The organism is Terrimonas pollutisoli, assembly GCF_029360765.1.
Lineage (GTDB): Bacteria > Bacteroidota > Bacteroidia > Chitinophagales > Chitinophagaceae > Terrimonas_B > Terrimonas_B pollutisoli.
Genome location: NZ_JARKNA010000020.1, coordinates 21,989 through 36,480, shown reverse-complemented (window position 1 = coordinate 36,480; position 14,492 = coordinate 21,989). Strand labels below are relative to the sequence as shown.

The following is a 14,492-nucleotide window of genomic DNA, read 5'->3' as shown; positions in this document are numbered from 1 at the left end:
CCATAAATGAGAAATAACGCAAATGGGATGAATGGAAAAGTTTTTCCTGTTTCGAAAATTTTCCCCTTTATGGGCAGGGGTTCAAAGGTCACCTAATTGCGGCCTCATCACAATATCTTCCACACATGCCTGTGGTGAAAGCAAAGCAGTTGTATAGACCATCCGGGCAATATCCTCTGCCTGCATGATCCGCTCAGGGTCGATGCCGGCGCTTTTCCATGAATCGGTGTAAGCCGCACCGGGGTAAACTGCCGTGACTTTGACTCCATAAGGCTTCATTTCATGCCGCAGATTTTTAGAAAACCCGGCCAAAGCAAATTTGCTGATACTATAAGAACCGCCATTAGGATAAGCCTCTAGGGAAGCTATCGAGCAAATATTGAAGATATGACCACTTTTCTGTTTGACCATGCCGGGTATAAACATCCGGGTGAGATGATAGGGACCCAGCAGGTGAGCTGCTAACATTTCTTCCAGCACACCATCTTCTTCATCATACACATTGCCGGGAATAAAGGGTCCTGCATTATTAACCAGGATATCAATTCTATCCACTTGCTCCATCACCCAGTTGGCGAATTTTTTTACTTCTTCTTTTATACTTACATCGCATTGCCGGGTATAGATACTGGTGCGGGGAAAACGTCCCTGCAATTCTTTGCCTGTTACCTGCAGCGATTCTATATTACGGGAACATAAAAAGAAACTATGCCCTTGTTTGTCGTCCGCGAATTTTTCAGCGATTGCCTTTCCAATTCCTTTTGATGCACCGGTAATTACAATATTCATGCCCCCAACCCCTAAAGGGGAGTGATGAGTGTCCATAACTAAAATTTTGTTCTGTAATTTGCAAACTTAACGCTGAATAGAAGAATGAATATAAATAAAAAGCATGCTCCATCCCCCCCTTTAGGCGCCGGGGGCAAATACAAACATCTTTTCTTCGATCTGGATCATACCCTGTGGGACTTTGAAGCCAATGCCCGGCTTACACTTGAAACATTATATGAAGATTTGAGTTTGCAGGAAAGAGGCGTACATGACTTCACGCTGTTTTATAAAAACTACCTGGTTCATAATGATCATCTATGGGAACATTACCGCAAAGGGCTAATCAAACAGGATGAACTGCGAATAAAAAGAATGCGGCTGGCCTTGCTTGATTTCAAAATAGCTGATGAAGAATTATCCGAAAAGATGAATGTGCAATTCCTGGACCTTTTACCTACCCGCAATATCTTGTTTCCTCACACCAAAGAAATATTACAATACCTGGTTGATAAAAACTACGAGCTGCATCTCATTACGAATGGCTTTGAAACCGTGCAACACAATAAGCTAAAATATTCCGGACTCGCAGGTTTTTTTAAAGAAGTAATCACTTCCGAAGGCTCCAATAGCATAAAACCCAACAAAGAGATTTTTGAATACGCTTTTCAAAAAACGAATGCCAATCCTGCTACCAGCATTATGATCGGGGATACTATTGAAGTGGATATAGTAGGCGCTATGAATGCCGGCATTGACCAGGTCTTTGTGAACCATATCGGGATAACTACGGATGTCAAACCTACATATACCGTGAGTTCATTAAAGGAGTTGGAAAGTATTTTTTAGTTCTTTTTTAGCCAACGGTTGTTTTGACGGGTATCAACAAAAGAAAGAAGCTCAATCTCTTTTCTTCTTTCCCGAATTGAATAGAAAAGAACAGTTCGTTTATGAATTACAGCTTTTCTTCTTCTTGAAGCAAGCGTTATGGTGCGGGAAGTCCTTGGAAATTCAGCCATTATCAGCAATTTCCTGTTTACAGTGTTAATAAAAACGGCGACTTCTTTATTCGTAAAATTTATTGAAATGTATTCAACAATTCGGTCAAAGGTCTTTACAGCTTCAGGAGACCAAATTATTTTGTAAGCCATTTGCCGTACTTTTTCATTACTGCTTCATGTGGAATACCTTTCCCTTCTTTTAATTCTTTTTCTGCCTTTAAAATACTATTTTGAATATCTTTTGAGAGATCGTTCCACCAGTCATCCCTCCTATCCGCTTCAAGCATAGAATAAACCAACTTAACAACGTGATCGTCTGCTTCGTCAATATATTTTTTTACTTTTTTCCGCATTTCCCCTGTACCCATAAAATAACTATTTTATTAAAGTTAGTTTATACCGATAATTTTATGAAACCGGTGGGAAAATAATTTAAATGCTGTGGATCATACGTTTCAGGTAAGTCCATTTCAACTAAGTGGGTCTGCGAGCAATAAAGTCTCCCCTTTAGGGAGATTTAGAGGGTCTTACCATTCCGCAATCACTGTTACACCACCCTGCGGCGTATCACCTATTTTGACATTTATTTTTGTGCCTAGCGGCAATAAGAGATCAACTCTTGAACCAAACTTGATAAAACCCATTTCATCCGTTTGCTTCACCACTTGCCCAGCCTGTAAATAGTTCACAATTCGTTTGGCCAATGCTCCCGCAATTTGTTTTACCAAAATTTCTTTTCCATCTTTTCTATAAACAACACTGTGCCGTTCGTTTTCCGTAGACGATTTCGGATGCCAGGCTACCAGGTATTTTCCTTTATGATATTTGCTATACATGACTTCGCCACTCACCGGGTTGCGGTTGACATGCACATTTAACGGGCTCATAAAAATGGAAACCTGTATGCGGCGATCATTAAAATATTCATCGGCCTGAACCTCTTCGATGGTCACTACTTTGCCGTCTGCCGGGGCAACAATGGCGTTTTCATTAATTGTAGGTACTCTTTTGGGAACGCGGAAAAAAGAAACCAGGAAAATAAACAACCCAACGGTGACAATGGCAATGATAGCTGTAATAACCGGGTAGTCAAAACTTAACAGGTAAAATGAAAGCAGATTGATAACAGCTAAAATAATGGCACTCCAGGCTAACGTAGGATATCCTTCTTTATGGATGGTCATTAGGTTGATATTGAGCTGCAAATATAGTGAAGCCCCCTAAATCCCCCTAAAGAGAGACTTGCTACCGCACAGTCACGAATATTCACACTAGTTTCATTTGATTTGAAAATTTCTGCAAGAAAATGATACCTGCTAGTAAACGGTTTTGTCTGGAAATGGGAAGCAGATCTATAGCATGAAAAAATTTACATAGAGCCAAACAAAAGGAGTTGCAAACACTAATGAATCAAATCGATCCAGGAATCCGCCATGACCGGGCATGATTTGACCACTGTCTTTTACGCCGGCCATACGTTTTAGTTTGGACTCGAGGAGATCGCCGAAGGTCCCGGCAATAGCAGCAATTAAAGAAATTGCCAAAAGATATTTCCAATACAAAAGAGGTTGCAAAAAAAAGGTAATAACAGTTACGGCTAGAATAACACCTCCGACGGTTCCCTCCCAGGTTTTTTTTGGCGATATTTTGGACAATGGAGTTTTTCCAATCAGTGAGCCGACTATATAAGCCATCGTATCATTGATCCATATAGAAAAAATTATCAGCATTGGTATTAGGAAGCCGTTATTGTCTTTAAAGAAATCGCCTCCTTCAGAACCAATGTCTATAATCTCATCAATTCGCAAATTCATCATCAACCCCCAACTCAATGATATATAAATAAGTCCCAATGCCGCAGCGCCAAATGATTTTAATTCAACTTTGTATTTCTGAAAAATTCCCGTCAGTAATAAAAAAAATCCGGCTGCAGATACCGGCAATGAAAAATTTTCTTTCAATCCATAACCAGCTAGGTTGTAAACAGGTCCGCAAAACCAAAGCATCAGGCCATAACCGATCAACATCAAACCCAGCTTTGTATAAATGTGAAAATAGGTGGTATTAATTTTTTCTACCAGTTTGAAATATTCCCACCAGCAACCAAAATGAATAACAGAAAACAACACCAAAAAACTCCAATGATTCCATAGCAAACCGCCAAGCATTACCACTACAAACACAATCGCTGTTAATGCCCTCGTCCGGAATGTTTGCCAGTTAAACGCCATGTTGGAGTAAAAAGTTTTTGGTTTTAAGTTTTGGAATTGTATGGGCTATACGCTATCCTTTTCAGGTGAGCCGTTTGCTGGTTGAAACTCTTTTAAATGCCACAAACAATACAATTACCACTGGCACCGCAACGATTCCCCAAAACGTATTGGCATCCTGCTTCATCGCTTCCTGTATTGGTTTACCCTGTTGAATGGACATATACAATAAAGTAATCGCAAGCGCATTATTAATAAAATGTGCCAGTATGCTCAACCAGAGTTTACCGGAATAATAAAACATTGCTCCCAGAACAACACCCAGAAATAATCGAGATAAAAATCCGTAACCTGAGAAATGAACAAGACTAAATAAGGCACTCACTATTACAATCGACAACCATGGCCAACCTGTGCCACGAGTTAAAAAATTTTGCAATCCACCCCGAAACAAAGTCTCTTCACACACAGCCGGTAAAAAAGCCATAATAATCAACGCAAGAATATAATCACTAACACTTTTCAAATTAATGATAGCCGACACCTGCTGGTTATATACTTCCTCCATTTTATTAAACTGTATTCTCCAGCCTTGTGGCAGAGGAAGATTATTGGTAATATGCGATAATGATGTTGCAACGAATAAAGAAGCGCCTATTAATAATATTACTAGTCCAATCTGGCTTAATCGGATGCCAGCTGACGAAAATCCCAATAAGGTAAACGGCCGCCTGTTAAGTAAAAACGCCGTGACAATTGAAGGAACAAAAAATCCAAGGACAGTTGTTAGGCTTTGAATGATTTTTATCGCATCACTATGAGTAGGGTCACTCATCCCTTTTTCCAGCTCGTCAAGCCCTTTTCCTGTCATTTGTATCCATATTTGGTCACGCAAGGTGGCAGCCAACGCCAAGCCAGCTATAACAAATACAATCAGCATAAAAAAACCGGCCAGGTAAGAAATGCCCTTAGAATCGTTATCATACATAGTTTTCAGCAATAAGTCTGTAAATTTGCAGGCTTCCGCCGGAAGGCGGCAGGCAAAAATAGAGGACAGTTGGCAGATGACAGTCTTTAACAATGGATTTCTTTTCTAACCCATTTACTGTCAATGCCCAGTTTTAAATCAGCATGGTTAAAATAGGCAATATATCACTCCCGGAATTTCCACTTTTACTGGCTCCTATGGAAGACGTCAGCGATCCGCCCTTTCGTGCCGTTTGTAAGGATAAGGGTGCCGACCTGATGTACACCGAGTTTATTTCATCAGAAGGCCTGATCCGGGATGCTATCAAAAGCCGTAAAAAGCTGGACATTTTTGAATATGAACGTCCGGTAGGTATCCAAATCTTTGGTGGTGATGAAGAAAGCCTGTCGCTGGCTGCTAAGATTGTGGAAGTCACCAATCCTGATCTGCTGGATATCAATTTTGGCTGCCCCGTAAAAAAAGTTGCATTGAAAGGAGCAGGCGCCGGCGTATTAAAAGATATCGACCTGATGGTGCGTTTAACGTCAGCCGTTGTCAAATCCACGTCACTTCCGGTTACCGTCAAGACCCGCTTGGGCTGGGATGACAATACCAGGAATATTGAAGAAGTAGCGGAAAGATTACAGGATGTTGGGATTAAAGCGTTGGCAATTCATGGCCGTACCCGCACCCAGATGTATAAAGGCGAAGCGGATTGGACACTGATCGGAAAAGTGAAGAATAACCCCCGCATTCAAATTCCCATTTTTGGAAATGGCGATATTGATTCACCTGAAAAAGCAGTAGAATATAAAAATCGTTACGGCGTCGATGGCATTATGATTGGCCGCGCAGCTATTGGTTATCCATGGATCTTTGACGAGATCAAACATTTCATACAAACCGGTGAGCACCTTCCTGCGCCAACCATTGAAGACAGGGTGGAAGTTTGCCGTAAACATCTACGTAAATCTGTGGAGTGGAAAAATCATATTGTTGGCATCAATGAAATGCGCCGGCATTATGCTAACTATCTCAAAGGATTGCCCAATATAAAAGAATTTCGCAATCGCCTGGTGACATTGAAAACAGAGGAGGAGATAAATGCTGTGCTGGACGAAATAGTTACCACCTATGCCGGTTATGAATTTGAGCATGCGCCTATTGAACTGGTAAACTATCATGAGAAATGCCCGGTATAATACCCCCATCCCCTAAAGGGGTGTTTGAAAGTCGTTTATTGAATTCGAATTACTGAAATTATTGAAGGTTTATATTGTTATTAAGCGAGCTGCACTACCACTATCATCTTCCGTTGCGACGCTCCGTTCATCGTTCTGTTCTTCATTCAACAATATCAAATAATGCCATTAATCACTTATCAATCTCTTCTGTCAAAATATACTGCCAGGGCTAATGCATTGACCCAACAACTCCGCTGGTTTAGCTTCTTTCGGTTATTATTTTTCTGTGGTTTTATTTATCTCGGTTTTAAATCTATTCAAACCGGCGACCGCATTTTAATCATTTCGACTATTGTTTCACTTATCATCTTCCTCCTGTTTATCCGGGTATATGACAAATTGCAAAGCAGTGCATCCTTCTATAAAGAACTCGCTAAACTAAACAGCAATGAAATTGACTTTTTAAAAGGTCAGCCTTCAGTATACGCAGATGGTAAAGAATACACCGATCCGCATCACCCCTATTCTTATGATCTTGACCTGTTTGGCGAAGGCGGTTTATTTGCATGGCTCAACAGAACCAGTACTTCCTATGGAAAAGAAGCACTGGCGAAATCGCTGCTGCATCCCGATCTTAAACAAATAAATGAACGGCAGGATGCGATTGAAGAGTTAGCACACAAATTGGACTTTCGGCAACACCTCCAGGCCCACGGTTCATTGCTCGATACTAAAGAAAAAGAATTGCAACAGCTCAAGGCATGGTTAACCGCCAAACCTGGTTTTACCAATCGAACAGTTTACTGGCTGTTAATGCTTTTTCCTTTTGCTACTATCACCTGCCTGGTATACTATTTTGCTTCAGAGCAGGAAGCTGCGTTAAATACTTTTTATTACCTGTTTATCGTCAATTTGATTATTGCCGGTGTATTTGCCAAAAAAATATCGGCGCACTTATCCGTCTCTACTTCTGTCACCAAAATACTACAGCAGTTTGCCGGTCAGTTGCATCAATTGGAAACACAATCCTTCCAGTCATCTTTGTTGAAACAGCTGCAACAAGGTTTGAAAACAGGCGAGATCATGGCTTCCCGATCTATTGCAAGACTGGCTTCCTTGTTTAATTATCTCGAAACAATTATCAATCTCGTCGTAAGCATTTTATTGAACGGGCTTTTTCTTTTTCATATTCATGTCTTATATGCACTGGAAAAGTGGAAACAAAAAAATGGCAACCATGTACTGCCATGGCTGGAGCTTTTGGGTGAAGCAGAGGCCCTGAACTGCTTCGCCAATCTCTCTTTTAATAACAAATCATTTTGTCGCCCGCAGTTGACCCAAAGAGAAACTCTTGTAGCCATTAATATGGGACACCCATTAATTCGAAGTGAAAAGAGAATTACAAACAGCATTTCATTTGCCGAACACCGGTTTGTGATCCTTACAGGCTCCAATATGTCAGGCAAAAGCACTTTCCTTCGTACTCTTGGCATTAACCTGGTGCTGGCAAGAGCTGGAAGCAATACATGTGCCGATCAATTTAGCTTTTATCCGTATGCCGTGCATGTAAGCATGCGGATCACTGACTCCCTGCAGGATAGTGAGTCGTTCTTCTATGCAGAGTTAAAAAGATTGCATAGCATCATAGAACAATTGAATGAGGGAGAAAAAACCTTTGTGATATTGGACGAAATTCTACGGGGCACCAATAGTAATGATAAACACAATGGCACCATTGGTCTCATCCGCAAATTAGTGTCGGCTAATGCCTGCGGCATCATTGCCACACATGACCTTACGGTGTCCAAACTGGCGGAAGAAAACAATGGCTATATCAGTAACAAGTGTTTTGAATCGGAGATCATCAATGACGAGCTGGTTTTTGACTATAAACTAAAAGACGGTGTCTGCACTAAACTCAGCGCTTCGTTTTTGATGAAGAAGATGGGAGTGATAGACTAAGAGCTCAAGAGAGAAAAGGAGAGAAAGAGTTGGGTGAAAATATCTGCCTGACAATAAGATTCCCTTTATTTGAGCGATGTATTCATATCCTCTTTACCCTTTTTCACGCACTGCCTTTAACACGCTATGCCAGGAAAGGAGTGCTCGGGACAATTCTTTCCTCATTGAACTCTTAGCCCAAACTTTCTCTCCCTTTATTATTAAAAACCCTGTGAATACCTTCTTTCATTAACGAGACCTTAAAATTGAGCAACATTCCATATTTAAGGTCTAATAGTGATAAATGCGTCCGGATTTGGTCAAATGAAACTAACGGCAATGGATACAACGTTTTCAACTCAAGAATCAATTTTTCTTCCACTAATAAATCCAGCTTGTATGCTTTTTCTATATGCAATTCTTCATAATCAATTGGTAGCAATATTTGCCTCTTGACATTTATTTATTCCCTGCTTGGTCAATTCATAATATAATAACTCTTCGTATACTCTTTCAAAACATCCAGGGCCAATCTTTAAATGTATTTTTATACATATATCAACTACTATTCCTGTAAGAACATTTATATCCATCTTTCAAAGCTGAGGCTAAGAGATCAAAAGAGAAAAGGAGTTGAAATGGATGGGCTGTTCAGTTACTTCTCCTTGTGCACTAATTTACACAAGAGACAACTCACACATGCGTTTGAAATGATATGCCAAAAAAGAGACATTTCGATCTGACTCTTTTACTCTTTCCCTCCTTTGAGCTCTTAGCTTAATGAGAAGAAACTGTTTTCAACCCGATTATAGAACCTATCAGCATCGTGATAAAAAACAACCGCCAAAAATCGGCAGGCTCTTTAAAGAAAATAATACCCATCAATACAGTACCCACCGCACCAATTCCGGTCCATACAGCATAGGCTGTACCGATGGGCAACGTTTGAGATGCTTTGTATAAAAGGAACATGCTGATCGCAAGACAAAAAAAGAAGCCAATCATCCATAATGTAGTATTGCTTCCTGTTTCCCTCGCTTTTCCAAGGCAGGTGGCAAATCCAACTTCAAACAAACCGGCAATAATTAACAGCATCCAATTCATGCATTAAAAATTGATGATAAAATTGCAAGATACCGGAAACTGGTAACAGGAAACCCGCTTAAATTACTCAGCAAGATTAATGGCGCTGGTCACCTCCTCGCTTAAAGGAGAAACCGCCGTATCAAAATACTTGATCAACTTTCCATCTTCATCTACCAGGTATTTGCAAAAGTTCCAGGTAGGTTGCTGATCATTCCAGCCGTTCAATTCAGGATAGGTGAGCCATTTGAAAACTTCATTTTGTTTATCGCTTTTTACCACCACGCTTTTTTTAGCTAAGGGAAAAGAGATACCATAATTCTTTTTACAAAAAGCAGCAATCTCCTGGTCGCTTCCTTTCTCCTGTTCTTTAAAGTCATTGGCCGGAAAAGCAATGACGACTAGTTTATCTTTATTATCATCGTATAATTTTTGAAGGTCCTCGTATTGATTGGTGTAGCCGCAATCGCTGGCCGTATTGACCAGCAAGATCTTTTTGCCTTTAAAAGCTCCCAATTCCAATTCACTGCCATCATTTAAATGCACAGAAAGATCATGAATAGATCTTAAGGTTGTTGTACCTTCTGAATGTTCCATCACTTTTGTTTTTTTGCCGGTTAATTTATTAAACCACATCAGCGCCGGATAAACAGATTTCAGAACCTTTTGCCGATAAGTCATAGTTTTTGAATTTCTGTTCACAATAGCAACCCATGCAAAAAAGATACCTGTCAATAGGAATATTACAACCAGGAATCTTTTTAGTTTACTGCGCATCTGAAAAGATTTAAATCTATGTGTACCCAAAACCTGTTGAACCTGCTCTCGCCTGGTTTTTCTCATTGTTCATTTTTACCTGATCAATTTTTTAAATAAAGCCAGCCTGCCATCAAACGGGGGATACTTGATATTTGGATCAACCCAGGTTGGCGTTTTCATTACTGCTTTTTTATGACTAAACGTATCAAATGAATACTTTCCATGGTAATTACCGGTTCCGCTAAAACCTCTCCCACCAAAAGGCAGGTGATGATTGGTTAAATGCCAGCTGCTGTTATTTACACATCCCCCACCAAATGAAACAGACTCCAGCCATTCTTTTTCCTTTTTTTTGCTGGAAGTAAAAATATAAAAGGCCAGCGGATTGGGATTAAGGCGAATAATAGCTTTGGCTTCCACCGTGTTGGCGAATGAAATAACCGGTAGAACTGGACCGAAAATCTCTTCCTGCATTACAGCAGAATCTGTTGATAGATTGGTTAATATAGTTGGTTCGATAAAAAGAGTTTCTTTATTTACTCTTCCGCCATGCTCAACTGTGCCCTGTGATAGATAGTTGAGCACCCGGTTAAATTGTTTCTCGTTGATCATTCTGCCGTAGCTATAGCTCTCTTCCGGTCTTTCGCCGAAGAAGTTTATGATCGATGATTTTAACGCAGCTATCAATTCGTCTTTTTTTGAAGCATCTACGAGCACATAATCTGGCGCTACGCACATTTGGCCCGAATTGGAGAACTTTGCTACCGCGATTCTCCTGGCGGCTACCTTAATATCAGCATCGTCTTCTACCACGCAGGGACTTTTTCCACCTAGCTCCAATGTAACCGGTACCAGGTTTTCAGCCGCCATTTTGTAAATCATTTGTCCTACAACCGTATTGCCTGTATAAAAAACATGATCAAACACAAAACTCTTCATCATGTGTGGAACGACTGTTGCTCCTTCACCTTCCACATATAAAATATAGGATGGCTCAAATGTTTCTTCCACTATTTTTTTGATCGCGGCCGCGGTGGCAGGAGCAGATTCACTGGGTTTTAAAACAACACAATTACCTGCGGCGATCGCTCCAACCAGGGGATTAATCAATAATTGAAAGGGATAGTTCCAGGGTCCGATGATCAGTACAACTCCCAAGGACTCTTTCATCACTTTACTTGACGAAGGAAGGTTGACAAGGTTTGTTGCTACCCGCTCCGGCTCCATCCAACGCTTTAAATTTCTAAGTGCATTGTTTATTTCAGCCAACACAAAACCGATCTCAGTCACCCAACTTTCCTCCGGACTTTTTTTCAGGTCATCATTCAATGCTTTGTATAATGCCTGCTCGTGGTTGACAATTGCTGTTTTAAGTTTTACCAGCTGCGTTTTGCGAAATTCGTAGGCTGTTGTTGCTCCACTTTCAAAAAATTGCCTGCTATCAGCAAGTTGTTCATTAGATACTACTGTATTCATCCATTCGGTTTAGTCAGGTCAAGTTAGGAAATAGAAGTGTTCTGTAGAAAAATGTCTACAGGCTGGCGACAAATAGGTCTTCGAAAAAAATCTCCATTTTTAGTCGTTGATCACTGGACCCCGGCATAAAAAACACTCATTGAGAGAATTAAGAAAAAAGACGCCCTGGTACCATGAATAAAATACTGATCATGAAATAATAGACGTTTTTAGTTGGCCCTAAAATTGTTGCTTTATATTAGTGATCCTTAACCTTTAGGCATATATGCATATTACTGTGAGTTCCGTCTATCTCTATGATAGCAATTAATTGCCTGAAAAAAATCAGGCAATTATTGTACTCATACCTATTGAAAAATAATAAAGCATCTACGGCTTCGCAGATGCTTTTATTTTTTTAAAAGCAGTTATCTCAAATCATTTCGTTCTTATAGGAACGGGTTTCCTGCCGGGCAAAGTCTTCAACATCTTCTTTCATCGAATCGAATTTATCCGTAATCGAGTCAACAAGGTCATTGAATCTATTTTTTAAATCTCTGCCCCTGTTTGAAATTGTTTCACGGGTTTCTGATCCTTTTGCCGGGGCAAAAAGAATTCCTGTCAGTAACCCTGCGCAAAAACCAATGAGTAATTTATTCATAACGATTATTTTAAAGGTTAAAAAGAAACGGTTTCTCTAATCTACCAAAATATCATGCCACGCTCCAAAAAAATTGTTGCACGGGCATTTTGTAATTTCACGTTGCTATTGGTTCCTTATTGAAGAAATTCAACTGGTATTTGCTAAAAGTTTCAACAGCGAACCTTATTGATTTACCCCGAAAATTGTATGGTTCATCCTTTTTTATATGACACATGAATATTTTATGATGCTGGCGCTGAAGGAAGCCCGGCTGGCTTTTGAAGAGGATGAAATTCCGATTGGTGCCGTGGTGGTAGTAAATGAAAAAGTGATCGCAAGGGGTCGAAATATGACAGAAAAATTAAATGATCCTACTGCACATGCGGAAATGATTGCCCTTACTTCCGCATTTAATTCACTAGGCAGCAAGTATTTGCCCGACGCAACTTTGTACGTAACTGTAGAGCCCTGCCTGATGTGCGCCGGCGCTATTTATTGGAGTAAGCTGGGCAAGATCGTGTATGGCGCCGATGATGAAAAAAATGGTTACAAAAAAATGATGCGTGGCAGCCCCTCCCCCACAGGGGGAGGTTGGGAGGGGGCTTGGCCTTTTCATCCCAAAACAGAGCTGATAAGAGGCGTACTAAAAGAAGATTGCGCCAAACTGATGAAAGATTTTTTTAAACCCAAAAGGTAGCTTATGGTAAAAGCAACAAAACCGGTCGCTAAGAAAATCATTGTAACGCATCCTGAAACTGGAACCGAACGACAATTTGATGCCGCCATCTATGAGCCGTTCAAAGCTGCTATCCTGCAAAGTTTGAAGGGAAGCAAGGGCAAAACATTTACAGAGTTGACGGATGACGTAGTAACAATCATTCGAAAAAAAATGCCGGACTTTAAACGCTCAATACCCTGGTACACTATTTCTATACGACTCGACCTAGAAACAAGAGGTATTGTAGAGACTTTTGTTGAAAAGGGAAAGAAGCTCAACCGGCTGAAAAAATAAGGGCCGTAATTTCTTACGACCCTTATCAACTTACTAACTATAATTTTTTATTGATCCCACCAAAGTTTATCAGCCAAGGAACCTACTGATGGAACATTTTTTCCGTTCTTGCTTCTTTCACCTGTTGGATACTCCAGCCTTCTAATAAATGTAGTCAAAACAGCATTTTGAGGTAATGTAAAATCTTTGTATGCATAATCATGGCGGCGGGCATCGTTCCATGCTTCCGGATTTAAATAAGTCGCTATATACTTTTCTTTGAAGATGAGTTCTTTCGTGAGAGCAGCCGCACCAACAGATGCTGCAGTAATGTAGTCAGTTCTTTCTGCACCGGCAGGCACTTGTAGTTTATCCATATTAGCATTGATACCTGCGAGGTATGCGGCATATGCCCGGTCGGGATTAGTAGCCAATGCTGCTTCTGCTTCTATAAACTTAAGTTCGGCATAAGTCATAATAAGTAAGGGAGCTGTCTCGCTTGTCCATGGAGAGCTTACCGCTACATAACATTCATCTTTAACTGTATTATTTCCCGGGGGCCTGTTGCCAGCTCCGTTTATAGTACCGATAAAAACATTGTTGACAGTAGGATCAGTGATCTTCCTGATGCGGGGATCGAAAACACCATAAGTCACGCCATTTAAATGATCAATTAGTTGCTCGGAAAGCCAGCCGCCTAGTGTGAGGCTCGCATTATTCCTCGCTACCTGCGACCAGTTGTTTCTTAACTGGAAAGAAGCCATGCCTGCATCATCGGCATTTGACTTAAAGGCACTGTCAACAGCTGCCAACACCGACGCAGGATTATAACTGCTTTGCTTGCTCAATTTGATTAGCATCCGGGCTTTTAATGCATTTGCTGTTTTCCGCCATTTTTCTCTATTTCCTCCATGGATCAGATCACTTGTTGCAGCCAATTTAATTGTTGCATCTGTTTTTTCCAGCTCAGTGATCGCTTCATCCAATAAGCCCATTGCCGTTGCATATAAGTCTTCCTGTGAATCATACGCAGGAGTAAGTACCTCTTTTTTAAATGCATCAGAAAAAGGTGCATCACCCCATAGATCGGTAACCAAATTAAGGTGATAGGCCAGCATTACATCAGCTGCTCCAACGTATTCACTTGAACCTTTTTCAACAGCCAGCTTTTTTAAATCAGAGATATCAGCCATTGAAAAATACAGGGCATCCCAGGTGCCCGTATAGTCTACTATCTGGTATATGTCTGGTGATGCGCTGGCAGAAGGGTTGGCAAGGTATTGTACATATGTCGAAGTAATACTGCTGACATTGTAACTGTTGATGCCCGTTTTATGAGTTGCCGTAGTCAACAGTGTGCCTAAGGTGGGCTCAGCAACCTGGTTTGGATTTTCATTCAGATCGAAATAATCTTTACTGCAGCTCTGTAGAAAGATCGTTCCAACAGAAAGAAATAAAATTGGAATTATATATTTCTTATTCATAAATAT

Annotated in this window: 18 protein-coding genes; 5 read left to right on the top strand and 13 right to left on the bottom strand. The window is 40.5% G+C overall.

Going from position 1 to position 14,492, the window contains the following annotated elements; translation table 11 throughout:
• Positions 1-81: 81 nt before the first annotated feature.
• Entirely contained in the window at positions 82-825 is a 744-nt protein-coding gene (locus P2W73_RS22505; RefSeq protein WP_276504363.1) for an SDR family oxidoreductase, read from the bottom strand.
• Between the two features lie 48 nt (positions 826-873).
• On the opposite strand from P2W73_RS22505, the gene P2W73_RS22500 reads away from it, so the two are divergent.
• Positions 874-1,617, top strand: coding sequence for a YjjG family noncanonical pyrimidine nucleotidase (locus tag P2W73_RS22500; RefSeq protein ID WP_276504362.1), 744 nt, complete (start codon positions 874-876; stop codon positions 1,615-1,617).
• Here the strand turns inward: P2W73_RS22500 and P2W73_RS22495 are convergent.
• From P2W73_RS22495 to P2W73_RS22475, 5 genes are all read right to left on the bottom strand, one after another.
• Positions 1,614-1,919 (bottom strand): type II toxin-antitoxin system RelE/ParE family toxin, encoded by a 306-nt coding sequence (locus P2W73_RS22495; RefSeq protein ID WP_276504361.1) that lies wholly within the window; start codon positions 1,917-1,919, stop codon positions 1,614-1,616. The genes P2W73_RS22500 and P2W73_RS22495 overlap by 4 nt on opposite strands.
• Entirely contained in the window at positions 1,904-2,137 is a 234-nt protein-coding gene (locus tag P2W73_RS22490; protein WP_276504360.1) for a hypothetical protein, read from the bottom strand. Before P2W73_RS22490 ends, P2W73_RS22495 begins: the two co-directional genes overlap by 16 nt.
• A gap of 159 nt (positions 2,138-2,296) precedes the next feature.
• A complete protein-coding gene (locus P2W73_RS22485) occupies positions 2,297-2,953 on the bottom strand; it encodes a phosphatidylserine decarboxylase family protein (protein WP_276504359.1) in 657 nt (218 codons plus the stop codon).
• A 168-nt stretch (positions 2,954-3,121) separates the two neighbouring features.
• On the bottom strand, positions 3,122-4,000 hold the full coding sequence (locus P2W73_RS22480; RefSeq protein ID WP_276504358.1) for a phosphatidate cytidylyltransferase: 879 nt from the start codon (positions 3,998-4,000) through the stop codon (positions 3,122-3,124).
• A 61-nt stretch (positions 4,001-4,061) separates the two neighbouring features.
• Positions 4,062-4,967, bottom strand: a complete 906-nt coding sequence (locus P2W73_RS22475; RefSeq protein WP_276504357.1) for a CPBP family intramembrane glutamic endopeptidase — start codon at positions 4,965-4,967, stop codon at positions 4,062-4,064.
• A gap of 143 nt (positions 4,968-5,110) precedes the next feature.
• Here P2W73_RS22475 and dusB point away from each other — a divergent pair, with 143 nt between their 5' ends.
• Positions 5,111-6,148 (top strand): tRNA dihydrouridine synthase DusB, encoded by a 1,038-nt coding sequence (dusB, locus tag P2W73_RS22470; protein WP_276504356.1) that lies wholly within the window; start codon positions 5,111-5,113, stop codon positions 6,146-6,148.
• 162 nt (positions 6,149-6,310) lie between these two features.
• Positions 6,311-8,092 (top strand): MutS-related protein, encoded by a 1,782-nt coding sequence (locus P2W73_RS22465; RefSeq protein WP_276504355.1) that lies wholly within the window; start codon positions 6,311-6,313, stop codon positions 8,090-8,092.
• A gap of 172 nt (positions 8,093-8,264) precedes the next feature.
• Here P2W73_RS22465 and P2W73_RS22460 read toward each other — a convergent pair whose 3' ends face one another.
• From P2W73_RS22460 to P2W73_RS22440, 6 genes are all read right to left on the bottom strand, one after another.
• Positions 8,265-8,534: a GxxExxY protein gene (locus P2W73_RS22460; protein ID WP_338116895.1), complete on the bottom strand. Its 270-nt coding sequence runs from the start codon at positions 8,532-8,534 to the stop codon at positions 8,265-8,267.
• Positions 8,500-8,664 carry a GxxExxY protein gene (locus tag P2W73_RS26565; protein ID WP_369127537.1) on the bottom strand — a complete coding sequence of 55 codons (165 nt, stop codon included), beginning with the start codon at positions 8,662-8,664 and terminating at the stop codon, positions 8,500-8,502. Before P2W73_RS26565 ends, P2W73_RS22460 begins: the two co-directional genes overlap by 35 nt.
• A gap of 184 nt (positions 8,665-8,848) precedes the next feature.
• The gene (locus tag P2W73_RS22455; protein ID WP_276504354.1) at positions 8,849-9,175 is read right to left on the bottom strand and encodes a DMT family transporter; all 327 of its coding nucleotides are present in this window, start codon (positions 9,173-9,175) and stop codon (positions 8,849-8,851) included.
• 63 nt (positions 9,176-9,238) lie between these two features.
• Positions 9,239-9,931, bottom strand: coding sequence for a glutathione peroxidase (locus P2W73_RS22450; protein ID WP_276504353.1), 693 nt, complete (start codon positions 9,929-9,931; stop codon positions 9,239-9,241).
• Positions 9,932-10,006: 75 nt separating this feature from the next.
• On the bottom strand, positions 10,007-11,389 hold the full coding sequence (locus tag P2W73_RS22445; protein ID WP_276504352.1) for an aldehyde dehydrogenase: 1,383 nt from the start codon (positions 11,387-11,389) through the stop codon (positions 10,007-10,009).
• Between the two features lie 412 nt (positions 11,390-11,801).
• Positions 11,802-12,029, bottom strand: a complete 228-nt coding sequence (locus P2W73_RS22440) for a YtxH domain-containing protein (protein ID WP_276504351.1) — start codon at positions 12,027-12,029, stop codon at positions 11,802-11,804.
• Between the two features lie 208 nt (positions 12,030-12,237).
• Between P2W73_RS22440 and P2W73_RS22435 the strand changes: the two genes are divergently transcribed.
• Positions 12,238-12,708 carry a nucleoside deaminase gene (locus tag P2W73_RS22435; RefSeq protein WP_276504350.1) on the top strand — a complete coding sequence of 157 codons (471 nt, stop codon included), beginning with the start codon at positions 12,238-12,240 and terminating at the stop codon, positions 12,706-12,708.
• Between the two features lie 3 nt (positions 12,709-12,711).
• On the top strand, positions 12,712-13,023 hold the full coding sequence (locus P2W73_RS22430; RefSeq protein ID WP_276504349.1) for a DUF6958 family protein: 312 nt from the start codon (positions 12,712-12,714) through the stop codon (positions 13,021-13,023).
• 47 nt (positions 13,024-13,070) lie between these two features.
• Here the strand turns inward: P2W73_RS22430 and P2W73_RS22425 are convergent, their stop codons facing one another.
• Positions 13,071-14,486: a SusD/RagB family nutrient-binding outer membrane lipoprotein gene (locus P2W73_RS22425; protein WP_276504348.1), complete on the bottom strand. Its 1,416-nt coding sequence runs from the start codon at positions 14,484-14,486 to the stop codon at positions 13,071-13,073.
• Between the last annotated feature and the right edge of the window lie 6 nt (positions 14,487-14,492).

What these genes read in the sequence shown, in the direction of transcription:
- P2W73_RS22505 (WP_276504363.1), bottom strand. Translation starts at nt 825, where the DNA reads ATGGACACTCATCACTCCCCTTTAGGGGTTGGGGGCATGAATATTGTA.
- P2W73_RS22500 (WP_276504362.1), top strand. Translation starts at nt 874, where the DNA reads ATGAATATAAATAAAAAGCATGCTCCATCCCCCCCTTTAGGCGCCGGG.
- P2W73_RS22495 (WP_276504361.1), bottom strand. Translation starts at nt 1,919, where the DNA reads ATGGCTTACAAAATAATTTGGTCTCCTGAAGCTGTAAAGACCTTTGAC.
- P2W73_RS22490 (WP_276504360.1), bottom strand. Translation starts at nt 2,137, where the DNA reads ATGGGTACAGGGGAAATGCGGAAAAAAGTAAAAAAATATATTGACGAA.
- P2W73_RS22485 (WP_276504359.1), bottom strand. Translation starts at nt 2,953, where the DNA reads ATGACCATCCATAAAGAAGGATATCCTACGTTAGCCTGGAGTGCCATT.
- P2W73_RS22480 (WP_276504358.1), bottom strand. Translation starts at nt 4,000, where the DNA reads ATGGCGTTTAACTGGCAAACATTCCGGACGAGGGCATTAACAGCGATT.
- P2W73_RS22475 (WP_276504357.1), bottom strand. Translation starts at nt 4,967, where the DNA reads ATGTATGATAACGATTCTAAGGGCATTTCTTACCTGGCCGGTTTTTTT.
- dusB (WP_276504356.1), top strand. Translation starts at nt 5,111, where the DNA reads ATGGTTAAAATAGGCAATATATCACTCCCGGAATTTCCACTTTTACTG.
- P2W73_RS22465 (WP_276504355.1), top strand. Translation starts at nt 6,311, where the DNA reads ATGCCATTAATCACTTATCAATCTCTTCTGTCAAAATATACTGCCAGG.
- P2W73_RS26565 (WP_369127537.1), bottom strand. Translation starts at nt 8,664, where the DNA reads ATGGATATAAATGTTCTTACAGGAATAGTAGTTGATATATGTATAAAA.
- P2W73_RS22455 (WP_276504354.1), bottom strand. Translation starts at nt 9,175, where the DNA reads ATGAATTGGATGCTGTTAATTATTGCCGGTTTGTTTGAAGTTGGATTT.
- P2W73_RS22450 (WP_276504353.1), bottom strand. Translation starts at nt 9,931, where the DNA reads ATGCGCAGTAAACTAAAAAGATTCCTGGTTGTAATATTCCTATTGACA.
- P2W73_RS22445 (WP_276504352.1), bottom strand. Translation starts at nt 11,389, where the DNA reads ATGAATACAGTAGTATCTAATGAACAACTTGCTGATAGCAGGCAATTT.
- P2W73_RS22440 (WP_276504351.1), bottom strand. Translation starts at nt 12,029, where the DNA reads ATGAATAAATTACTCATTGGTTTTTGCGCAGGGTTACTGACAGGAATT.
- P2W73_RS22435 (WP_276504350.1), top strand. Translation starts at nt 12,238, where the DNA reads ATGACACATGAATATTTTATGATGCTGGCGCTGAAGGAAGCCCGGCTG.
- P2W73_RS22430 (WP_276504349.1), top strand. Translation starts at nt 12,712, where the DNA reads ATGGTAAAAGCAACAAAACCGGTCGCTAAGAAAATCATTGTAACGCAT.
- P2W73_RS22425 (WP_276504348.1), bottom strand. Translation starts at nt 14,486, where the DNA reads ATGAATAAGAAATATATAATTCCAATTTTATTTCTTTCTGTTGGAACG.